This window comes from Bacillus cereus group sp. MG20, from assembly GCF_040459885.1.
Lineage (GTDB): Bacteria > Bacillota > Bacilli > Bacillales > Bacillaceae_G > Bacillus_A > Bacillus_A cereus.
This window is the reverse complement of sequence record NZ_JARVHF010000001.1, coordinates 987,266-1,004,956: the sequence shown is the minus strand read 5'-3', so window position 1 is coordinate 1,004,956 and position 17,691 is coordinate 987,266. Positions and strand designations below refer to the sequence as shown.

Here is a 17,691-nt window from a genome sequence, read left to right as displayed (position 1 = left end):
TATGATAATCTATAAGTTTCTTATTATTTACTTATTTAGAAAGTTGTAATAAGATATTATCGTAAGGTATTGAAAAGTTTGTCTACATTTTATATTCAGACAACTTAGTCACGTTTAACAGGGGGGAAACATAATGGTCAAACATAATCCATTTCAATCACGTGCAACTTTTGAAGTAGATGGAAAAACGTATCATTATTATGATTTGAAAGCGCTTGAAAATGCAGGGGTTGGCAACGTATCTCAATTACCATATTCCGTGAAAGTTTTACTTGAATCAGTACTTCGTCAAGTAGACGGACGTGTAATCACAGAAGAGCATGTTACAAATTTAGCGAAATGGGGAACGAAAGATGTGCAAGATATCGATGTTCCATTTAAACCATCTCGTGTAATTTTACAAGATTTCACTGGTGTTCCAGCTGTTGTTGATTTGGCTTCGCTTCGTAAAGCAATGGCAGACATGGGTGGGGATCCTGACAAAATTAATCCTGAAATTACTGTAGACCTTGTAATTGACCACTCTGTACAGGTTGATAGAGCGGGTACGGCAGACGCGCTTGCATTCAACATGGACTTAGAGTTTAAACGTAATGAAGAACGTTATAAATTTTTAAGCTGGGCACAAAAATCATTTGATAACTACCGTGCAGTTCCACCAGCTACAGGCATTGTACACCAAGTAAACCTTGAATATTTAGCACCAGTTGTTCATGCTGTGAAAAATGCTGAAGGTGACTTAGTTGCATACCCAGATTCATTAGTTGGAACAGACTCACATACAACAATGATTAACGGTATCGGCGTTCTTGGATGGGGCGTTGGTGGTATTGAAGCAGAAGCAGGAATGCTTGGACAGCCTTCATACTTCCCAGTACCTGAAGTAATCGGTGTGAAATTAACTGGCACACTTCCAAGTGGTACTACAGCAACAGACGTTGCATTAAAAGTAACACAAGTATTACGTCAAAAAGGTGTAGTTGGTAAATTTGTTGAGTTCTTCGGTAATGGACTAAAGAGCATGCCTTTAGCTGACCGTGCAACAATTTCAAATATGGCACCAGAATACGGCGCAACTTGTGGATTCTTCCCAATCGATGATATTTCATTAGAATACTTACGTTTAACAGGTAGAGATGAAGAGCAAATTCGTATTGTTGAAGAATACTGTAAAGCGAACGGTTTATTCTATACAGCAGACAGTAAAGATCCAATCTACACTGATCTGGTTGAAATTGATTTAAATACAATTGAATCTAACCTTTCTGGACCGAAACGCCCACAAGATTTAATTCCACTTTCAGATATGAAAGATGCGTTCCACAAAGCTGTTGTAGCACCAGTTGGAACACAAGGACTTGGATTTAATGAGCAAGAGTTCGATAAAGAAGTGAAGGTTACATTAGAAGATAAAGAAGTAACGATGAAAACAGGTGCAATTGCAATCGCTGCAATTACAAGCTGTACAAATACATCAAACCCATACGTATTAATTGGGGCAGGTCTAGTTGCGAAGAAAGCAATTGAAAAAGGACTTGTAGTACCTGAGTACGTAAAAACATCATTAGCACCAGGATCTAAAGTTGTTACAGAGTACTTAGATAAGTCTGGTTTAACAACATATTTAGATCAATTAGGTTTCCAAACAGTTGGTTACGGCTGTACGACTTGTATCGGTAACTCTGGTCCATTAGCGCCAGAATTAGAAGAAGCAATCGCAGCAAACGACTTATTAGTAACATCTGTTTTATCTGGTAACCGTAACTTTGAAGGTCGTATTCATCCACTTGTAAAAGCAAACTACTTAGCATCACCACCACTTGTTGTGGCATATGCACTTGCAGGTACTGTTGATATTGACCTGAAAAATGATGAAATCGGTAAGGATGCAAATGGTAATGCTGTTTACTTCAACGATATTTGGCCATCAGCTAAAGAAATTGAAGATGTAGTTCAAAGCGTTGTTACATCTGAACTATTCAAGAAAGAATATGCACAAGTATTTAATAGCAATGAGCGTTGGAATGAAATCCAAACTTCAAACGAAGCTTTATATACTTGGGATAATGATTCAACATACATTCAAAACCCACCATTCTTTGAAGGGTTATCTAAAGAGCCAGGTGAAGTTGAAACGTTATCAGGTTTACGCATAGTTGGTAAATTTGGTGATTCTGTAACGACAGACCACATTTCACCAGCAGGTTCAATTGGTAAGCACACACCAGCTGGACGCTACTTATTAGAAAACGGCGTACAACCAGTTGACTTTAACTCTTACGGTTCTCGTCGTGGTAACCATGAAGTTATGATGCGTGGTACATTTGCAAACATCCGTATTAAAAACCAAATCGCACCAGGAACAGAGGGCGGATATACAACATATTGGCCAACTGGTGAAGTAACATCAATCTATGATGCTGCTATGAAATATAAAGAAGATGGAACAGGTCTTCTAGTTGTTGCTGGTAAAGATTACGGTATGGGAAGTTCACGTGACTGGGCTGCGAAAGGTACTAACTTATTAGGTATTAAAGCAGTAATCGCAGAAAGCTTCGAACGTATTCACCGCAGTAACTTAGTATTAATGGGTGTATTACCACTTCAATTTAAAGATGGCGAAAGTGCTGAAACGTTAGGTCTTGTTGGTAACGAGTCATTTGAAATTCAAATCGACAAAACAGTTAGACCACGCGATCTTGTAAAAGTAGTTGCAACCGATTTAGATGGCAACGAAAAACAATTTGAAGTAGTAGCTCGTTTCGATAGTGAAGTTGAAATTGACTACTACCGTCACGGTGGTATTCTGCAAATGGTTCTTCGTGAGAAAATCGAAGAGTCTAAAGTGTCAAACTAAATAATTGAAATGAACGATAAGGAAGCTGGCAATTGTTAGCTTCCTTATTTTATGGAAAGGGATGAAACCATATGGTTTCATCCCTTTCTTTTTATTATAAAAAATGGGGGGAACGTCATGAAAGAATATAAAAGAATATTGTTACCGTTACAGAAAGAAAAATTATTAGTAATAGCAGCTGTATGCAGTGGACTCTTTGCGGCTATTTTAAACTTATCCCGTCCACTATTCATGGGATTAATTGTAGATAATCTTATTCAACGAGAGCTAAAGGGACCGTATCTTTACATTACTTTGTTTGCAGCAAGTCGCTTGTTGATGTGGATAAATAATCTTTCATTTGATTATGTAAGCTCCAAAGCAAGTCAGCGAATATTACGAGAGAAGCGTATAGATGTATTACGTCATTTTTTCTTATTACCGTTTGAAGAGAGTGAGAAAATTAAACAAGGAGAGTTAGAGACGTTAGTTGTGTCTGATATTCCAAACTGGGTCAGATTATATGGTTCTATATTAATAGAATATATACACGCCGTTGCGCAATTTGTAGGTGCGTTCATAGCACTACAACATATAGATATACAGTTCATATTGTGGGTAACTCCGTTTTTATTTTTAAGTGCAACGGTTCCAATGCTTTTGGGGAAGAAGGTAAGAAATATTGCCAGTATTGCTCAAAAAAATCAATCAACTGTTGTAGAGATGGTGTCACAGTTTGTAAAAGGAGCACAAGATTTACGTAGTTTGCAAAAAGAAAAATGGGCCATTCGCTTATTTAAGGGAGTAACGGCACAATCTTATAAATCGGAAGTAAAGAAGACGATGATGCAACATTGCATTGGAGTAGTTGGAACGATGATTGAAACAGGAGCATATATCGTTGTTCTCATTGTAGGTGCACAAAAAATAATGAAAGGGGAAATGGAAGTTGGTTCACTCATTGCAGTGTTAGCTACAATTGAAATGCTCTTTTTCCCAGTCCGTTACGTGGGCGATTTATTAATGATGACACAAGTTGCAGTCGCTTCGGCAAATAGAGTTTTTTCCTTTTTAGATAAAAGAGTGGCAGATAGTAATGTAGAAAGAGCGATGGGGATGATAATAACAAATGTTTCATTTCAGGAGAGTGAAGAAGAGAAATGTAGAATTAATAATATTGATTTGCAAATTAATCCTGGTGAATTCGTTATCATTGTCGGAGAAAGTGGTGCAGGAAAAACAACGCTTTTAAAATTAATGACAGGTTTGTATAAACCATCTAACGGTAGTGTTGTTTATTATGGTCAAAAGGCTCGAATGACTACAGTGTGGCAAGAACCACGTTTTTTCCGAACGACGGTAACAGAGAATATGTATTTCGGGGAAGAGGGTTTAGAAAATCAGTTAGAAAAAAATAGTGAACTTATAAATGCAACGCCGATTATTAGAGGGTTACCTGAAGGGAGTCAAACTGTGCTACATAAAAGCGGTGAAGAGTTTTCAGGAGGCGAAAGAAAACGTCTTGCATTATTACGAGCAATTGGTTCAAATCCGAATCTTATTATTTTAGATGAACCGACTGCGGGGTTAGATCCGAGTAATCAAGAAACTGTTTGGAATATGATTGAAGGACTAGGAAGAGATGTAACGAGAATTGTGGCAACACATGATGTAGAGAAAGTGATACTAGCGGATCGTGTTGTCATAATGAGAGAAGGAAGTATTGTTGCATGTGGAAGTCCTGAAAAATTAATAAATAGTCATTCATTTTGAAAGAGATGTGAATAAAGATAAGAGCAGTGCCCTTATCTTTATTCAACATCATTTATTTGATATTGGATAGATTCTGAATGATTTAGATCTACGTTAAAAGTAGCAGTCATAAGGAAAGTTGCAATTCCAAGGATTAAGAAAAGGACGAATGAGACTAGAGAGATGTAAAGACAAATACGCCCTACTTTCTTTTTTTCAAGATCGTTACTAAAGAGTGAAATGATCCATGTAATAATACCGATTGGATATAAAAGAAAACTAAGAATATATAATGTTATTTTTTCGAATGAATTCATAAAAAATCCCCCTTTTGTTGAAGTTTATATAAGTACGAAAGTAAAAAGGTGAATGGGCCCATAAGAAGATAAACAACACTTCATCTGTTTTTCTAATTATATGATAAAAAGGAAAAAATTACACTTTAAATAAGAATATTCTAATTATTTCGACTCTGAATATTTCCAAGCTTGTCCGTATAAGCTAAAATAAGGTATATAGTATTTTGATGAATGTGTTAAAAGAAGATAATACGTTAGGGTGATATAAAATGTGGCGGAAGCTTACGATTATTGTAGTGTTACTTTGTTTAGCGGGATATGCAGCTTATGAACAGTTTGGTAATAAAGAGCAGGCGGTAAAAGTGAAGCAAGAAAAAAGTGAAGCTGCGATGAAAGAGATTATCGCAAGGAATGGTATTGAAATAGGGAAGAGTGCACCAGACTTTGAGTTAACTAAGTTAGATGGGACAAATGTAAAGTTATCGGATTTAAAAGGAAAGAAAGTAATTTTAAACTTTTGGGCTACGTGGTGTGGACCATGTCAGCAAGAAATGCCTGATATGGAGGCTTTCTATAAAGAACATAAAGAAAACGTAGAAATTTTAGCAATCAACTATACGCCTTCAGAAAAAGGTGGGGGGGAAGAAAAGGTAAGTAATTTTGCTAAAGAAAAAGGAATTACTTTTCCTATTTTATTGGACAAGAACATTGATGTGACAACAGCTTATAAAGTAATTACGATTCCAACTTCGTATTTTATAGATACAAAAGGTGTCATTCAAGATAAGTTTATTGGGCCGATGACGCAAAAAGAGATGGAGAAAAGGGTTGCTAAATTAAAATAATGGTGAAAAGGTAGAGGTGGAGAGTTCCCATTTCTGCCTTTTCTTTTTCAAGTAGTAATAACTTCATGATATGATGTAAGAAATATAATCGTTTAGAGATAAAGGAGTGTATGGAGTGGGGAATGTATCCTTACCGTTAGATTATGTTGTAATTGATTTTGAAACAACAGGATTTAACCCTTATAATGATAAAATTATTCAAGTTGCAGCGGTGAAATATCGTAATCATGAACTCGTAGATCAATTTGTTTCATACGTGAATCCAGAGCGGCCAATTCCGGACCGAATAACGAGTTTAACCGGTATTACCAATTATCGTGTTTCAGATGCACCGACGATTGAAGAGGTATTACCTTTATTTTTAGCATTTTTACATACAAATGTTATTGTGGCCCATAATGCTTCTTTTGATATGCGCTTTTTGAAAAGTAATGTAAATATGCTAGGGCTACCTGAACCTAAAAATAAAGTAATTGATACTGTATTTTTAGCGAAGAAATACATGAAGCATGCGCCTAATCATAAACTTGAAACGTTAAAGCGAATGCTTGGAATTCGTTTAAGCTCTCATAATGCATTTGACGATTGCATTACGTGTGCTGCTGTTTATCAAAAGTGTGCAGCTATTGAAGAAGAAGGGAAACGAAAAGTAAATAAGGTTATGCTTGATGAAACTGCGGTATATGAAGCGGTGAAAGAAATACTTGCATGTAATAAACGTAATGTAGAATGGCTACGTTGTATGAACGTAGGAAGTTATTTAGATATAAAAGCTTTTTATCCAGTTATGAGAGTAAAGGTAAAAGGGCGAAAGAAATATGTATTAACAGAGATATTAGAAGAAGATGTGAAAGAAATATGTACAAGCTTAAAATGTGAACCAGCGTTAAAAAGTGAAGTTGGTAATACGAGAATTATGCTTAATAGCTTAGAGGATGTTATGAGATTAGAAAGTTATATTTTAGAGCAGTATGATTTTGTATTACAGGCGCTTCATGATTATAAAGAAAATGAAATGAATGCAGATGAAAAGTTGAAAGAGTATTTAAATATTATGGTATAAAAAACTCCGTGTGCAATATATTGTACACGGAGTTTTTTTAGGAGTACTAAAACATAAAATTTTCTTACAAATCTGATTAAAGAGTTTTTCGTTTGCTCATACTATGTAATAAGAAAGCGAAGGAGAGAGGGTGAACAACATGAGAAGAAGTCGCCGTAAATCGTTTGAAGAACTTGTAAATGAAAATAAACAACAATTATTAAGCGATCGTGATGCAATTGATCGCATTGAAGAGCGCATTGAAAAACGTTATGAAATGAAACTTTTTAAGCAAGCTGAATAATTCTTAACACTAGTACGATACTAGTGTTAAGGAGGCGATAGTAATGGGTAATCCGAAAAAAAATTCAAAAGACTTTGCACCAAATCATATTGGAACACAATCGAAAAAAGCTGGTGGAAATAAAGGAAAGCAAATGCAAGATCAAACAGGTAAACAACCGATTGTTGATAACGGTTAAAAAGGAGAATGTTATCATTCTTCTTTTTTGTGAGGAAATGAAAGATGAGTTTTTAGCAGTAATATGAAAAAAGGGCTGACTTTTGTCAGCCCTTTTTCGTAATCGTGAAATTTTCAACGAGTAAACGCCAATTTTGCGGGAATGGTAAACCGATTTTCCAGTAACTAATACCACCTATACCTTGTTCTTTCATTAAATTGAATTTACTTTGAACAGACCGTGAATCTTCAAACCAAACTTCGTGTTGCACGCCGTTTTCATCAAAATAATTAAAATGAGGAGCTTGGGCTGTGAAATCATAACGAATAGGAACATTATATTTACGAGCTAGTGCAACAGCTGCGACAGAGCTAATTGCTTTTGCGGGTGGATTTCCTTGTTTAAATGGAAGCTTCCAATCAAACCCGTATAAATTTTGCCCCATCATAATTTTTTGTGGAGGCATTTGAGATTTTGCATATTGAAGTACTTCTTTCACTGGACCGATAGGAGAAATCGCCATCGGTGGACCGCCTTGCCATCCCCAGTCATATGTCATAATGACGACGAAATCAACAATTTGCCCTTGCGCTTTATAATCGTGAGCTTCGAAAAATTTTCCCTTTTGATTTGAACTTGTTTTCGGTACGAGAGTTGTGCTCAATGTGTACCCGCTAGGTAAGCGTGTTTTTACATTTCGTAAAAAGCGATTATACGCCTCGCGGTCTTCAGGTGCTACACTCTCGAAATCGAAATGAATGTCTCGCATGCCATATTTTTCAGCTGTTTGCAAAATGTTAGTAATAAATTTGTTTTGAATCGTTGCGTCGCGTAAAATAACTGATGTTAGATCGGCACTGAAATTACCATTTTCAATATTTGTAATAACGAGCATAGGGATTGTTTTACCTTGCGTTGCAATATTAGCGATTTTAGCTGTTTCAGTAGGTTCTTTTAATGTGCCATCTCTTTTTGCCTCAAAACTAAAATAAGCTAAGTATGTTAAGAATGGATTGATGGCACGTGTAGCATTAACTAAACTCTCTTTAATCGGTATAGTTGAAGGTTGTAAATAAGCGATGGATTCTACAGCTCGTTTTGTACCTTTTGGTACGTATAATTGTTGTCCGACATGGAGAATAGATTTTAAAGATAAATTATTCACTTTAGCTAAACTAGCGAGGGGGACATTATATGTTTGAGAAATTCGATATAGGCTGTCACCAGGCTGTACATAATAATTATTCCCTTTCGTATTAACGATAAGTGCCTGACCAACAACGAGTGTTTCAGCTGGATTTAATCCATTGTCTTTTACTATTTCGTCAGGTGTTGATCCATATTTTGATGCCAAGCTATATACGCTATCACCACTACGAACAGTTACAATTTGAATCATATGCTGGCTCCTTTCGGGAAAAGATTCACTATTTTTATTTTATTTTTGATGTCACTGTATTATGATTAAATGTATGCAAGGTAGCAGAAGTGAAAGAAGGCGAATACATATGTTTGTAGCAGAACATGAAGTTGAAATCCGTTATGCGGAAACAGATCAAATGGGTGTTGTTTACCATTCAAACTACTTAGTGTGGCTTGAGTTAGGTCGCACGAAACTTATACAAGATTTAGGTTTTTCATATGTTGAAATGGAGAAAGAAGGAATTATTTCTCCTGTGTTAGATTTACAAATTTCATACCGTAAAGCGATGCGTTACGGAGAAAAAGCAATCGTAAAAACATGGGTAGATACTGTGAGCCCACTTCGCGTTGTATATGGATATGAAATATATAATGGTGATGGTGAACTTTGTATTACTGCAAGTACGACGAATATTTGTGCGAAAAAAGAAGGGTTCCGCCCTGTATCATTTAAAAAGTTATATCCTGAGTGGTATGCGAAATATGAGGAAATTAAGAAAAAATAAAAAAGCGTGGCAGAAGCCGCGCTTTTTTATTTTTCATAATTAAATTGTGGGAAGTCGTCACCTTCATGAAGTGTAACAGATAAATTATGTCCATCGAAGAACCATTCATCATCGCCTTCAATAAAGAAGTTAATACCTTCTTCTTGAATTTGAACAGCAGGGTGTGCAGGATCATCTTTACGAATACCTAAAGAAAGTCCTTTTTGCACAGTACTGCAACCACCGTATTGTACGAAAAAGCGTAGTGTTTCATTTGATTGTAAGTTTAATTCATTTTTATACCATTGTGCTGCTTCTTTTGTTACGGAAAGATTCATGTATAGTTCCTCCAAATTATGTTGCTTTTTCTTTAGTATAAAAAATAACGCAAAAAGACGCTATTAATATGCTTCACGTTTTCTTTTTGCGTTATGTGGGTTACGATCTTATTTTTGCTTTTTTGAAAAGTTTGCTTTTGGTTCAGTTTTATTTATAATTCGTCCGATATTTGCACGGTGTTTATAAATAACCATACCTGCTAATAAACACATCGCAATAATGAAGATTTTATCCCCGCTAACAATGGATGCAATAACAGCAACAACTGCTGTTACCATAGAAGAAAGTGATACGTATCTTGTTGTAAATAAAAGGGTGAAAAATACAACAGCCAATATTGCAAAAACAACTGGTGAATAGCATAATAGCACCCCAGCAGAAGTTGCAACTGCTTTACCACCACGGAATTTCGCGAAGATCGGGTAGACATGTCCAAGAACAGCCGCTAACCCGAACCATAGTGGGTGAATATCTAATCCGAAAATCATTGGTAGACTTGTTGCTAATGTCCCTTTTAAAATGTCAGCAATTGTAACGGTAAAACCTGCTTTTTTCCCTAATGTACGGAATGTGTTTGTTCCGCCTAGATTACCGCTCCCGTGCTCACGAATATCGATTCCGTAGCCAATTTTTCCAACAACTAGTGCAAATGGAATCGAGCCAAGCAAGTAGGCAACGATAAATAAAAGATATGTAGTAACCATAAGTTCAGTCTCCTTTATTCAAATGTGTTGATAAAGGGTAAAAAGAGTTTTTCCCGTATATTGTACCATACATTTGTAAAGAGCACATTTCTTTTTTGTAAATGAAAAATTCATTATTTCGTGAAAAAAATTTCACAGTAATGTTACATTTCTCACAGAAACAGCAAGACTATATGTAGTAACATTTTAATCAAAAGACAACAACATATTGGTGGAGGGTTATAAATGTTACAAAATAATACACGTGGAGAAGAATTAATGAAAGTGTTCGAGACGATAGTCCACGGCAATGAACAAGATTTAATGCAAGAAAATGCAAATGTAGACGGCCGCTCTCCAATGGGTGTAATGGGAACGTTCGCATCTGAGAGTGCAAAATATTATGCTGTTGAGAATTTATTGTCAGATCAAGTGAAAAAAGCGATAAATGAAAATATATTATATCCACATGATTTAGATTTTTATGCGACAGGAACGACGACTTGTTCGCAAATTCCGTTAGCGCAAATGCTTGCTAACGGTTTTCATACTGGACATGGACATATGAGACAACCGCAAGACATTAAAAGTGCATTGGCTCTTTCGTCTATTATTTTTCAAGCGAATCAAAATATGCAGCATGGTGGTCAATCGTTTGCACTCTTTGATATTGATTTAGCACCTTATGTACGAAAAACAATTGAGAGACATAAAAAACGATTACAATCATATCCGCTTACGAAAGAACAAATAGAAGAATTTGCATGGAAAGAAACGGAAAATGATACGTATCAAGCGTGTGAGGCTTTCGTTCATAATTCGAATAGTATGCATAGTAGGGGCGGAGGACAAGTACCGTTTATTTCTATTAATTACGGAACAGATACATCAAAAGAAGGAAGAATGTTAATTAAACAACTTTTAAAAGCGACACAAGCTGGACTTGGTAAAGGAGAGACACCGATTTTTCCGATTCAAATTTTCAAGATGAAAAAAGGTGTGAATTTTGAAGAAAGTGATCCGAACTACGATTTATTTGAATTAGCATTAGAGACAACGGCAGAGCGATTATTCCCTAACTTTTCATTTTTAGATGCTCCGTTTAATGCAGTGCATTATGATGGAAGACCAGAAAGTGAAGTATGTTACATGGGATGTCGTACCCGTGTTATGTCTAATATACATGGAGAAGAAACAGCGATTGGTAGAGGGAATTTATCATTTACGTCTATCAATTTAGTGAAATTAGCGTTAATTAGTGGTTCAAAAGAAGCGTTTTTTGAAGCGCTAAACTATTATTTAGATTTAGGAATTAAGCAGCTATTAGAAAGATTTGCGTATCAATGTACGAAGCGAGCAAGAGATTTTCAGTTTTTATATTCACAAGGTGTATGGCGTGGTGGAGAAACGTTGCATCCTGAAGACTCCGTAGCCTCGATTTTAAAACAAGGGACGTTAAGTATTGGTTTTATCGGTCTTGCGGAATGTTTAGTAGCTTTAACAGGAAAGCATCATGGGGAAGATGAAGAATCATGGAAACTTGGGTATGAAATTATTTCCTTTATGAGAGATAGAATGGATAAAGCGACAGAAGAACATCAACTGAATTTTTCAGTAATTGCAACTCCAGCAGAAGGATTATCAGGGAAGTTTGTGAAAAAAGATAGAGAAGAATTTGGCGTGATTAGCGGTATAACGAACCATAATTACTATACGAATTCATTCCATATTCCAGTTTATTATAACATTCAAGCGATAAATAAAATCCGTTTAGAAGGTCCGTTCCATGCTCTATGTAACGGGGGACATATTACTTATATTGAACTAGACGGAGCAGCAATGCATAACAAAAAGGCATTAAAACAAATTGTACAAGCCATGGCAGAATATGGCGTTGGATACGGTTCAATTAATCATCCTGTTGACCGTTGTAAGTGCTGTAGTTATCACGGGGTTATTGGGAATGAATGTCCAAGTTGCGGGAATGAAGATGAGGCTAATATAGAAAGAATTCGCCGTATAACAGGCTATCTTGTAGGAGATATGTCAAAGTGGAATAGTGCGAAACGTAGTGAAGAGATAGATCGGGTGAAACATAAATGAAAGTGATGAATATTATTCATGATAGTGTAGTAGATGGAGAAGGATTGCGGACAGTCGTGTTTTTTGCGGGCTGTCCGCATCGTTGCGTTGGTTGCCACAATCCGAAATCGTGGAATATTTGCAACGGAACGGAAATGACAGTAGAAGAAATTGTGAAAGAGATTGCAAGTAATCCATTAACTGATGTAACATTTTCAGGTGGAGATCCATTTTTTCAAGCTGCTGAAGTGAAAAAGGTAGCAAAAATCGTGAAAGATTTGAAAAAAAACCTATGGATGTATACAGGTTATACGTTAGAAGAGATACAGAGTTCTCAAAATAATGATATGATAGAGTTGTTACATTATGGGGATGTTTTAGTCGATGGAAGGTTTGAAATTGAGGAAAAAGATTTAACACTTCCATTTCGCGGAAGCTCCAATCAACGTATTATTCGATTGAAAGAGTAAAAAGGCGGGATAGATTATATGAACAAAACAGTATTGCTTGTTGAAGATGAAAGAAGATTACGTGAAATTGTTAGTGATTATTTTCGTAATGAAGGCTTTGAAGTAATCGAAGCAGAAGATGGGAAAAAAGCGTTAGAGTTATTTGCAGAGCATGAAATTGATTTAATTATGTTAGATATTATGTTACCGGAAATAGATGGATGGTCTGTTTGTAGACGAATTCGAAAAGAATCAGCAGTACCAATTATTATGTTGACAGCGCGTTCGGATGAGGATGATACATTGCTAGGTTTCGAATTAGGTGCAGACGAGTATGTAACGAAACCATTTAGCCCGAAAGTGTTAGTAGCTCGTGCAAAGACGTTATTGAAACGTGCGGATGGTGCGGTAGGTGTAGCGGAAGAAAATGCTATGTCTTTAGCTGGAATTGAAGTGAATCGTCTATCTAGAACTGTTTTAGTAGATGGAGAAGAAATTATATTGACACATAAAGAATTTGAACTTCTCGTTTATTTAATGGAGAACAAAGGAATCGTTTTATCACGTCAACATTTATTAGACCAGTTATGGGGATATGACTATTACGGTGATGACCGAACAGTTGATACTCATATTAAAAAACTTCGAAATAAGTTAGGAGATAAAGCGAAGCATATCGGTACTGTTATTCGAGTTGGTTATAAATTTGAAGAATAATCTAGAACGATTTGTGTAATTTAGTCTAGGAAAATGGCGATTTTATACTCTCTTTTGAAGGTAAAATGTACAAAAAATACTTTTCTTGTCTACAATGTTAGATAGGAGTATTTTTTTAATTGGATTTCACGATGAGTTCACAAGAAGGACACAAAACGTGACTATACTGAAAATACGAATTCACCAGAGAGGGGAAATAAAACATGGGATATTACGACGGACCAAATTTAAATGAAGAGCATAGTGAAACGAGAGAAGTGAGAAAATCAGGTAGTAAAAAAGGCTATTTCTTCACAGGTTTAGTGGGAGCTGTAGTCGGAGCGGTTTCGATTAGTTTTGCAGCACCATATATGCCATGGGCTCAAAATAATGGAGCACCAGTATCATCATTTAGTTCGGATTCAAAAGTAGAAGGTACTGTAGTTCCTGTTGTAAATAAAGCGAAAAATGAAACTGATTTACCTGGTATGATTGAAGGAGCGAAAGACGTTGTTGTAGGTGTTATTAATATGCAGCAAAGTGTTGATCCATTTGCAATGCAACCGACAGGTCAAGAACAACAAGCTGGTTCAGGATCAGGTGTTATTTATAAAAAAGCAGGAAATAAAGCATATATTGTAACAAACAACCACGTAGTAGATGGTGCAAATAAACTTGCTGTAAAACTAAGTGATGGTAAAAAGGTAGATGCAAAGTTAGTAGGGAAAGATCCTTGGTTAGATTTAGCTGTTGTTGAAATTGACGGCTCTAATGTGAATAAAGTTGCAACTTTAGGTGACTCAAGTAAAATCCGTGCGGGTGAAAAAGCAATTGCAATCGGGAACCCACTAGGATTTGATGGAAGTGTAACGGAAGGCATTATTAGTAGTAAAGAACGTGAAATTCCAGTTGATATTGATGGCGATAAACGACCAGATTGGCAAGCACAAGTTATTCAAACAGATGCAGCGATTAACCCTGGTAATAGTGGTGGTGCATTATTTAACCAAAATGGTGAAATAATTGGGATTAATTCAAGTAAAATTGCACAGCAAGAAGTTGAAGGAATTGGATTTGCTATTCCAATTAATATCGCAAAGCCAGTTATTGAATCACTTGAAAAAGACGGAGTAGTAAAACGTCCAGCTCTTGGAGTAGGTGTCGTTTCGTTAGAAGATGTGCAAGCTTATGCAGTCAATCAATTGAAAGTACCGAAAGAAGTAACAAACGGTGTTGTATTAGGTAAAATTTACCCAATATCACCGGCAGAAAAAGCTGGTTTAGAGCAATATGATATTGTAGTAGCATTAGATGATCAAAAAGTAGAAAACTCACTTCAATTCCGTAAATATTTATATGAAAAGAAAAAAGTAGGCGAGAAAGTAGAAGTTACATTCTACCGTAACGGTCAAAAAATGACGAAATCGGCTACTTTAGCAGATAATTCAGCTACAAAGAATCAATAATCGAAATAAAAGAAAGTCTCTTTCATATTGAAAGAGACTTTCTTTATCGGCTATACTAAAGGAATAGGAGGGATTAATTATGACAATTGAAAACCCAACTCGTACGGAAATTGGTGAAGTGTTAAAGAAAAGCAAAACAATTGCGGTTGTTGGATTATCAGATAAGCCAGAACGTACATCGTATATGGTTTCAAAAGCAATGCAAGATGCTGGATACCGTATTATTCCAGTTAATCCAACAGTAGATGAGGTGCTTGGAGAAAAGGCAGTTTCTTCACTAAAGGATATTAAGGAACACGTTGACATAGTAAATGTATTTCGTCGCTCAGAGTTTTTAATGGATGTTGCAAAAGAATTTGTAGAGATTGATGCAGATGTTTTTTGGGCACAATTAGGAGTACAAGATGAAGATACATATAAACTTTTAAAAGAAAAAGACTATACTGTAATAATGGATCGTTGTATTAAAGTAGAACATGCGATGACAAAATAGTATAGATTTAAAAGTAGAAAGATTGATTCAGCCCTCATTATAGATAAGTAGGGCCGATGAACGAGGTGTTCATCATGAGATTTTTTAAAGGCTGTTTTTGGGGATTGTTATTTGTAATCCCATTTTGGATCTTGATCATTTGGATCATAATAAAGGTTTGGAATGTGTAATCTTGGAATACATATCCATTTCTCGTTGACAAACGATTATTTTTCTGAAATAGTAGCCTAGAGGAATCCTTGTGAGAAAACAAGGATTTTTCTATTGAAGATGGTATATAAAAGAGATAAGATAACTTGCCAAAACTATAGTCGAGGCGTTATTCTATAATAGAAACATATGTTCTGATTTTGGATTAGGAAAGGGGCAAGGAGTTTGGCGAAGCATCAGTTCCAATATAATGAAGATGCGATTCAAGTGTTAGAAGGACTTGAAGCCGTTCGAAAACGCCCGGGTATGTATATCGGGAGTACGGATAGCCGTGGATTGCATCATTTAGTATATGAAATAGTAGATAACTCCGTTGACGAAGCGTTAGCGGGATTTGGCGACGAAATTTCAGTCGTAATACATAAAGATAATAGTATTAGCGTTATAGATAAAGGGCGAGGAATGCCTACGGGAATGCATAAACTTGGGAAACCTACACCTGAAGTTATTTTAACTGTACTTCATGCAGGTGGTAAGTTTGGTCAAGGTGGCTATAAAACGAGTGGTGGTTTACACGGTGTTGGTGCATCAGTTGTAAACGCTTTGTCAGAATGGTTAGTAGTAACAATTAAACGTGATGGTAACATTTATGAACAACGCTTTGAAAATGGTGGCGTTCCTGCAACGACGTTAGAGAAAATCGGGAAAACAAAAGAGTCTGGTACGACAATGCACTTCAAACCAGATACAACGATTTTCAGCACGACAAATTACAATTATGAAACATTATGTGAGAGATTACGTGAATCTGCATTCTTATTAAAAGGAATGAAAATCTCGATAAAAGACGAACGTAATGATTTAGAAGATATTTTTCATTATGAAACAGGAATCGAAGCTTTCGTTTCATATTTAAACGAAGAAAAAGATTCAATTCACCCGGTTGTATATTTCACTGGTGAACAAAACGGGATTGAAGCAGAACTAGCATTCCAGTTTAATGATGGTTACTCAGAAAATATTCTTTCGTTTGTAAATAACGTACGTACAAAAGATGGTGGAACACACGAAGCTGGATTTAAAACAGCAATGACGCGTGTGTTCAATGAGTATGCTCGTAAAGTTTCATTATTAAAAGAAAAAGATAAAAATTTAGAAGGTACAGATATTCGTGAAGGTGTAGCGGCTATCGTTTCTGTACGTGTACCAGAAGAAGTACTTCAGTTTGAAGGACAAACGAAAGGGAAACTTGGTACAAGTGAAGCTCGTTCTTCTATTGATGCCATTGTATCAGAGCATTTAGCTTACTTTTTAGAGGAAAACCCGGATGTAGCTACACTTCTTGTGAGAAAGGCAGTTAAAGCAGCGCAAGCACGTGAGGCTGCTCGTAAAGCGAGAGAAGAAGCACGTAGTGGTAAGAAGAAGAAAAAATCAGAAGGTACGTTAAGCGGGAAGTTAACACCTGCACAATCACGTAATCCTCAGAAAAACGAATTGTATTTAGTAGAGGGTGACTCTGCTGGTGGTTCAGCGAAACAAGGACGAGACCGTCGTTTCCAGGCCGTATTACCATTACGTGGTAAAGTAATTAATACAGAGAAAGCAAAGCTTGCTGATATCTTTAAAAATGAAGAGATTAATACAATCATTTATGCGATTGGCGGCGGTGTAGGAAATGAATTTGATGTTGAAGATATTAACTACGATAAAGTTGTAATTATGACCGATGCCGATACGGATGGAGCTCATATTCAAGTATTGTTATTAACGTTCTTCTACAGATATATGAAGCCACTTATCGAAGCGGGTAAAGTGTTTATCGCACTCCCTCCTTTATACAAAGTAAGTAAAGGAAAAGGTAAGAGTGAAGTAATTGAATACGCTTGGTCAGATGAGGAATTAGACGGTGTAACGAAAAAAGTTGGAAAAGGCTATATGTTACAACGTTATAAAGGGCTTGGTGAAATGAATGCGGATCAATTATGGGAAACAACAATGAATCCTGAAACGCGTACATTAATTCGCGTGAAAATTGATGATGCAGCAAGAGCAGAGCGTCGCGTTACAACATTAATGGGCGATAAAGTAGAACCGCGCCGTAAATGGATTGAACGTAATGTACAGTTTGGTATGCAAGAAGAAGGAAATATTTTAGAAAATGAAATGATTATGGAGACGGAGGTGGAATAAC

The 17,691-nt window shown here is 36.1% G+C and carries 17 protein-coding genes; 13 read left to right on the top strand and 4 right to left on the bottom strand.

The window, feature by feature from the left end:
- Positions 1-133 precede the first annotated feature (133 nt).
- Together acnA and QCI81_RS05010 are read left to right on the top strand one after the other, a co-directional pair.
- A complete protein-coding gene (acnA, locus tag QCI81_RS05015) occupies positions 134-2,857 on the top strand; it encodes an aconitate hydratase AcnA (RefSeq protein ID WP_063246457.1) in 2,724 nt (907 codons plus the stop codon).
- Between the two features lie 51 nt (positions 2,858-2,908).
- A complete protein-coding gene (locus tag QCI81_RS05010; RefSeq protein ID WP_146632307.1) occupies positions 2,909-4,609 on the top strand; it encodes an ABC transporter ATP-binding protein in 1,701 nt (566 codons plus the stop codon).
- A gap of 38 nt (positions 4,610-4,647) precedes the next feature.
- Here the strand turns inward: QCI81_RS05010 and QCI81_RS05005 are convergent, their stop codons facing one another.
- Entirely contained in the window at positions 4,648-4,905 is a 258-nt protein-coding gene (locus QCI81_RS05005) for a hypothetical protein (protein ID WP_001083876.1), read from the bottom strand.
- Positions 4,906-5,156: 251 nt separating this feature from the next.
- Here QCI81_RS05005 and QCI81_RS05000 point away from each other — a divergent pair, with 251 nt between their 5' ends.
- From QCI81_RS05000 to sspN, 4 genes are all read left to right on the top strand, one after another.
- Positions 5,157-5,732 carry a redoxin domain-containing protein gene (locus QCI81_RS05000; RefSeq protein WP_000269083.1) on the top strand — a complete coding sequence of 192 codons (576 nt, stop codon included), beginning with the start codon at positions 5,157-5,159 and terminating at the stop codon, positions 5,730-5,732.
- Positions 5,733-5,847: 115 nt separating this feature from the next.
- Positions 5,848-6,795, top strand: a complete 948-nt coding sequence (locus tag QCI81_RS04995) for a 3'-5' exonuclease (RefSeq protein ID WP_061457590.1) — start codon at positions 5,848-5,850, stop codon at positions 6,793-6,795.
- 139 nt (positions 6,796-6,934) lie between these two features.
- Positions 6,935-7,078 carry an FbpB family small basic protein gene (locus QCI81_RS04990; RefSeq protein ID WP_001254699.1) on the top strand — a complete coding sequence of 48 codons (144 nt, stop codon included), beginning with the start codon at positions 6,935-6,937 and terminating at the stop codon, positions 7,076-7,078.
- Between the two features lie 43 nt (positions 7,079-7,121).
- On the top strand, positions 7,122-7,256 hold the full coding sequence (sspN, locus tag QCI81_RS04985; protein ID WP_000527987.1) for an acid-soluble spore protein SspN: 135 nt from the start codon (positions 7,122-7,124) through the stop codon (positions 7,254-7,256).
- A gap of 85 nt (positions 7,257-7,341) precedes the next feature.
- On the opposite strand, the gene QCI81_RS04980 is transcribed toward sspN, so the two are convergent.
- A complete protein-coding gene (locus QCI81_RS04980) occupies positions 7,342-8,634 on the bottom strand; it encodes a glycoside hydrolase family 18 protein (RefSeq protein ID WP_000614855.1) in 1,293 nt (430 codons plus the stop codon).
- Positions 8,635-8,743: 109 nt separating this feature from the next.
- On the opposite strand from QCI81_RS04980, the gene QCI81_RS04975 reads away from it, so the two are divergent.
- On the top strand, positions 8,744-9,163 hold the full coding sequence (locus tag QCI81_RS04975; protein ID WP_000495812.1) for an acyl-CoA thioesterase: 420 nt from the start codon (positions 8,744-8,746) through the stop codon (positions 9,161-9,163).
- Between the two features lie 26 nt (positions 9,164-9,189).
- Here the strand turns inward: QCI81_RS04975 and QCI81_RS04970 are convergent, their stop codons facing one another.
- Positions 9,190-9,480: a HesB/YadR/YfhF family protein gene (locus tag QCI81_RS04970; protein ID WP_001054452.1), complete on the bottom strand. Its 291-nt coding sequence runs from the start codon at positions 9,478-9,480 to the stop codon at positions 9,190-9,192.
- Between the two features lie 108 nt (positions 9,481-9,588).
- Positions 9,589-10,185, bottom strand: a complete 597-nt coding sequence (gene plsY, locus QCI81_RS04965) for a glycerol-3-phosphate 1-O-acyltransferase PlsY (protein ID WP_000258974.1) — start codon at positions 10,183-10,185, stop codon at positions 9,589-9,591.
- 225 nt (positions 10,186-10,410) lie between these two features.
- Here plsY and QCI81_RS04960 point away from each other — a divergent pair, with 225 nt between their 5' ends.
- The 6 genes from QCI81_RS04960 to parE all read left to right on the top strand — a co-directional run bounded on the left by QCI81_RS04960 (position 10,411) and on the right by parE (position 17,690).
- The gene (locus QCI81_RS04960) at positions 10,411-12,267 is read left to right on the top strand and encodes an anaerobic ribonucleoside triphosphate reductase (RefSeq protein WP_071731628.1); all 1,857 of its coding nucleotides are present in this window, start codon (positions 10,411-10,413) and stop codon (positions 12,265-12,267) included.
- The gene (nrdG, locus tag QCI81_RS04955) at positions 12,264-12,716 is read left to right on the top strand and encodes an anaerobic ribonucleoside-triphosphate reductase activating protein (protein WP_000867076.1); all 453 of its coding nucleotides are present in this window, start codon (positions 12,264-12,266) and stop codon (positions 12,714-12,716) included. The genes QCI81_RS04960 and nrdG overlap by 4 nt, the downstream gene beginning before the upstream one ends.
- 18 nt (positions 12,717-12,734) lie before the next feature.
- Positions 12,735-13,412 carry a response regulator transcription factor gene (locus QCI81_RS04950; protein ID WP_001044679.1) on the top strand — a complete coding sequence of 226 codons (678 nt, stop codon included), beginning with the start codon at positions 12,735-12,737 and terminating at the stop codon, positions 13,410-13,412.
- 203 nt (positions 13,413-13,615) lie between these two features.
- Positions 13,616-14,857 carry a S1C family serine protease gene (locus QCI81_RS04945; protein ID WP_000542643.1) on the top strand — a complete coding sequence of 414 codons (1,242 nt, stop codon included), beginning with the start codon at positions 13,616-13,618 and terminating at the stop codon, positions 14,855-14,857.
- A gap of 79 nt (positions 14,858-14,936) precedes the next feature.
- On the top strand, positions 14,937-15,350 hold the full coding sequence (locus tag QCI81_RS04940) for a CoA-binding protein (protein ID WP_000151390.1): 414 nt from the start codon (positions 14,937-14,939) through the stop codon (positions 15,348-15,350).
- Positions 15,351-15,725: 375 nt separating this feature from the next.
- Complete coding sequence (parE, locus tag QCI81_RS04935; RefSeq protein WP_001062197.1) at positions 15,726-17,690, top strand: DNA topoisomerase IV subunit B; 1,965 nt, start codon at positions 15,726-15,728, stop codon at positions 17,688-17,690.
- Position 17,691: the final 1 nt, after the last annotated feature.

Coding starts and splice junctions, on each gene's coding strand:
- acnA (WP_063246457.1), top strand. CDS start 134: ATGGTCAAACATAATCCATTTCAATCACGTGCAACTTTTGAAGTAGAT.
- QCI81_RS05010 (WP_146632307.1), top strand. CDS start 2,909: ATGGAAAGGGATGAAACCATATGGTTTCATCCCTTTCTTTTTATTATA.
- QCI81_RS05005 (WP_001083876.1), bottom strand. CDS start 4,905: ATGAATTCATTCGAAAAAATAACATTATATATTCTTAGTTTTCTTTTA.
- QCI81_RS05000 (WP_000269083.1), top strand. CDS start 5,157: ATGTGGCGGAAGCTTACGATTATTGTAGTGTTACTTTGTTTAGCGGGA.
- QCI81_RS04990 (WP_001254699.1), top strand. CDS start 6,935: ATGAGAAGAAGTCGCCGTAAATCGTTTGAAGAACTTGTAAATGAAAAT.
- sspN (WP_000527987.1), top strand. CDS start 7,122: ATGGGTAATCCGAAAAAAAATTCAAAAGACTTTGCACCAAATCATATT.
- QCI81_RS04980 (WP_000614855.1), bottom strand. CDS start 8,634: ATGATTCAAATTGTAACTGTTCGTAGTGGTGATAGCGTATATAGCTTG.
- QCI81_RS04975 (WP_000495812.1), top strand. CDS start 8,744: ATGTTTGTAGCAGAACATGAAGTTGAAATCCGTTATGCGGAAACAGAT.
- QCI81_RS04970 (WP_001054452.1), bottom strand. CDS start 9,480: ATGAATCTTTCCGTAACAAAAGAAGCAGCACAATGGTATAAAAATGAA.
- plsY (WP_000258974.1), bottom strand. CDS start 10,185: ATGGTTACTACATATCTTTTATTTATCGTTGCCTACTTGCTTGGCTCG.
- QCI81_RS04960 (WP_071731628.1), top strand. CDS start 10,411: ATGTTACAAAATAATACACGTGGAGAAGAATTAATGAAAGTGTTCGAG.
- nrdG (WP_000867076.1), top strand. CDS start 12,264: ATGAAAGTGATGAATATTATTCATGATAGTGTAGTAGATGGAGAAGGA.
- QCI81_RS04950 (WP_001044679.1), top strand. CDS start 12,735: ATGAACAAAACAGTATTGCTTGTTGAAGATGAAAGAAGATTACGTGAA.
- QCI81_RS04945 (WP_000542643.1), top strand. CDS start 13,616: ATGGGATATTACGACGGACCAAATTTAAATGAAGAGCATAGTGAAACG.
- QCI81_RS04940 (WP_000151390.1), top strand. CDS start 14,937: ATGACAATTGAAAACCCAACTCGTACGGAAATTGGTGAAGTGTTAAAG.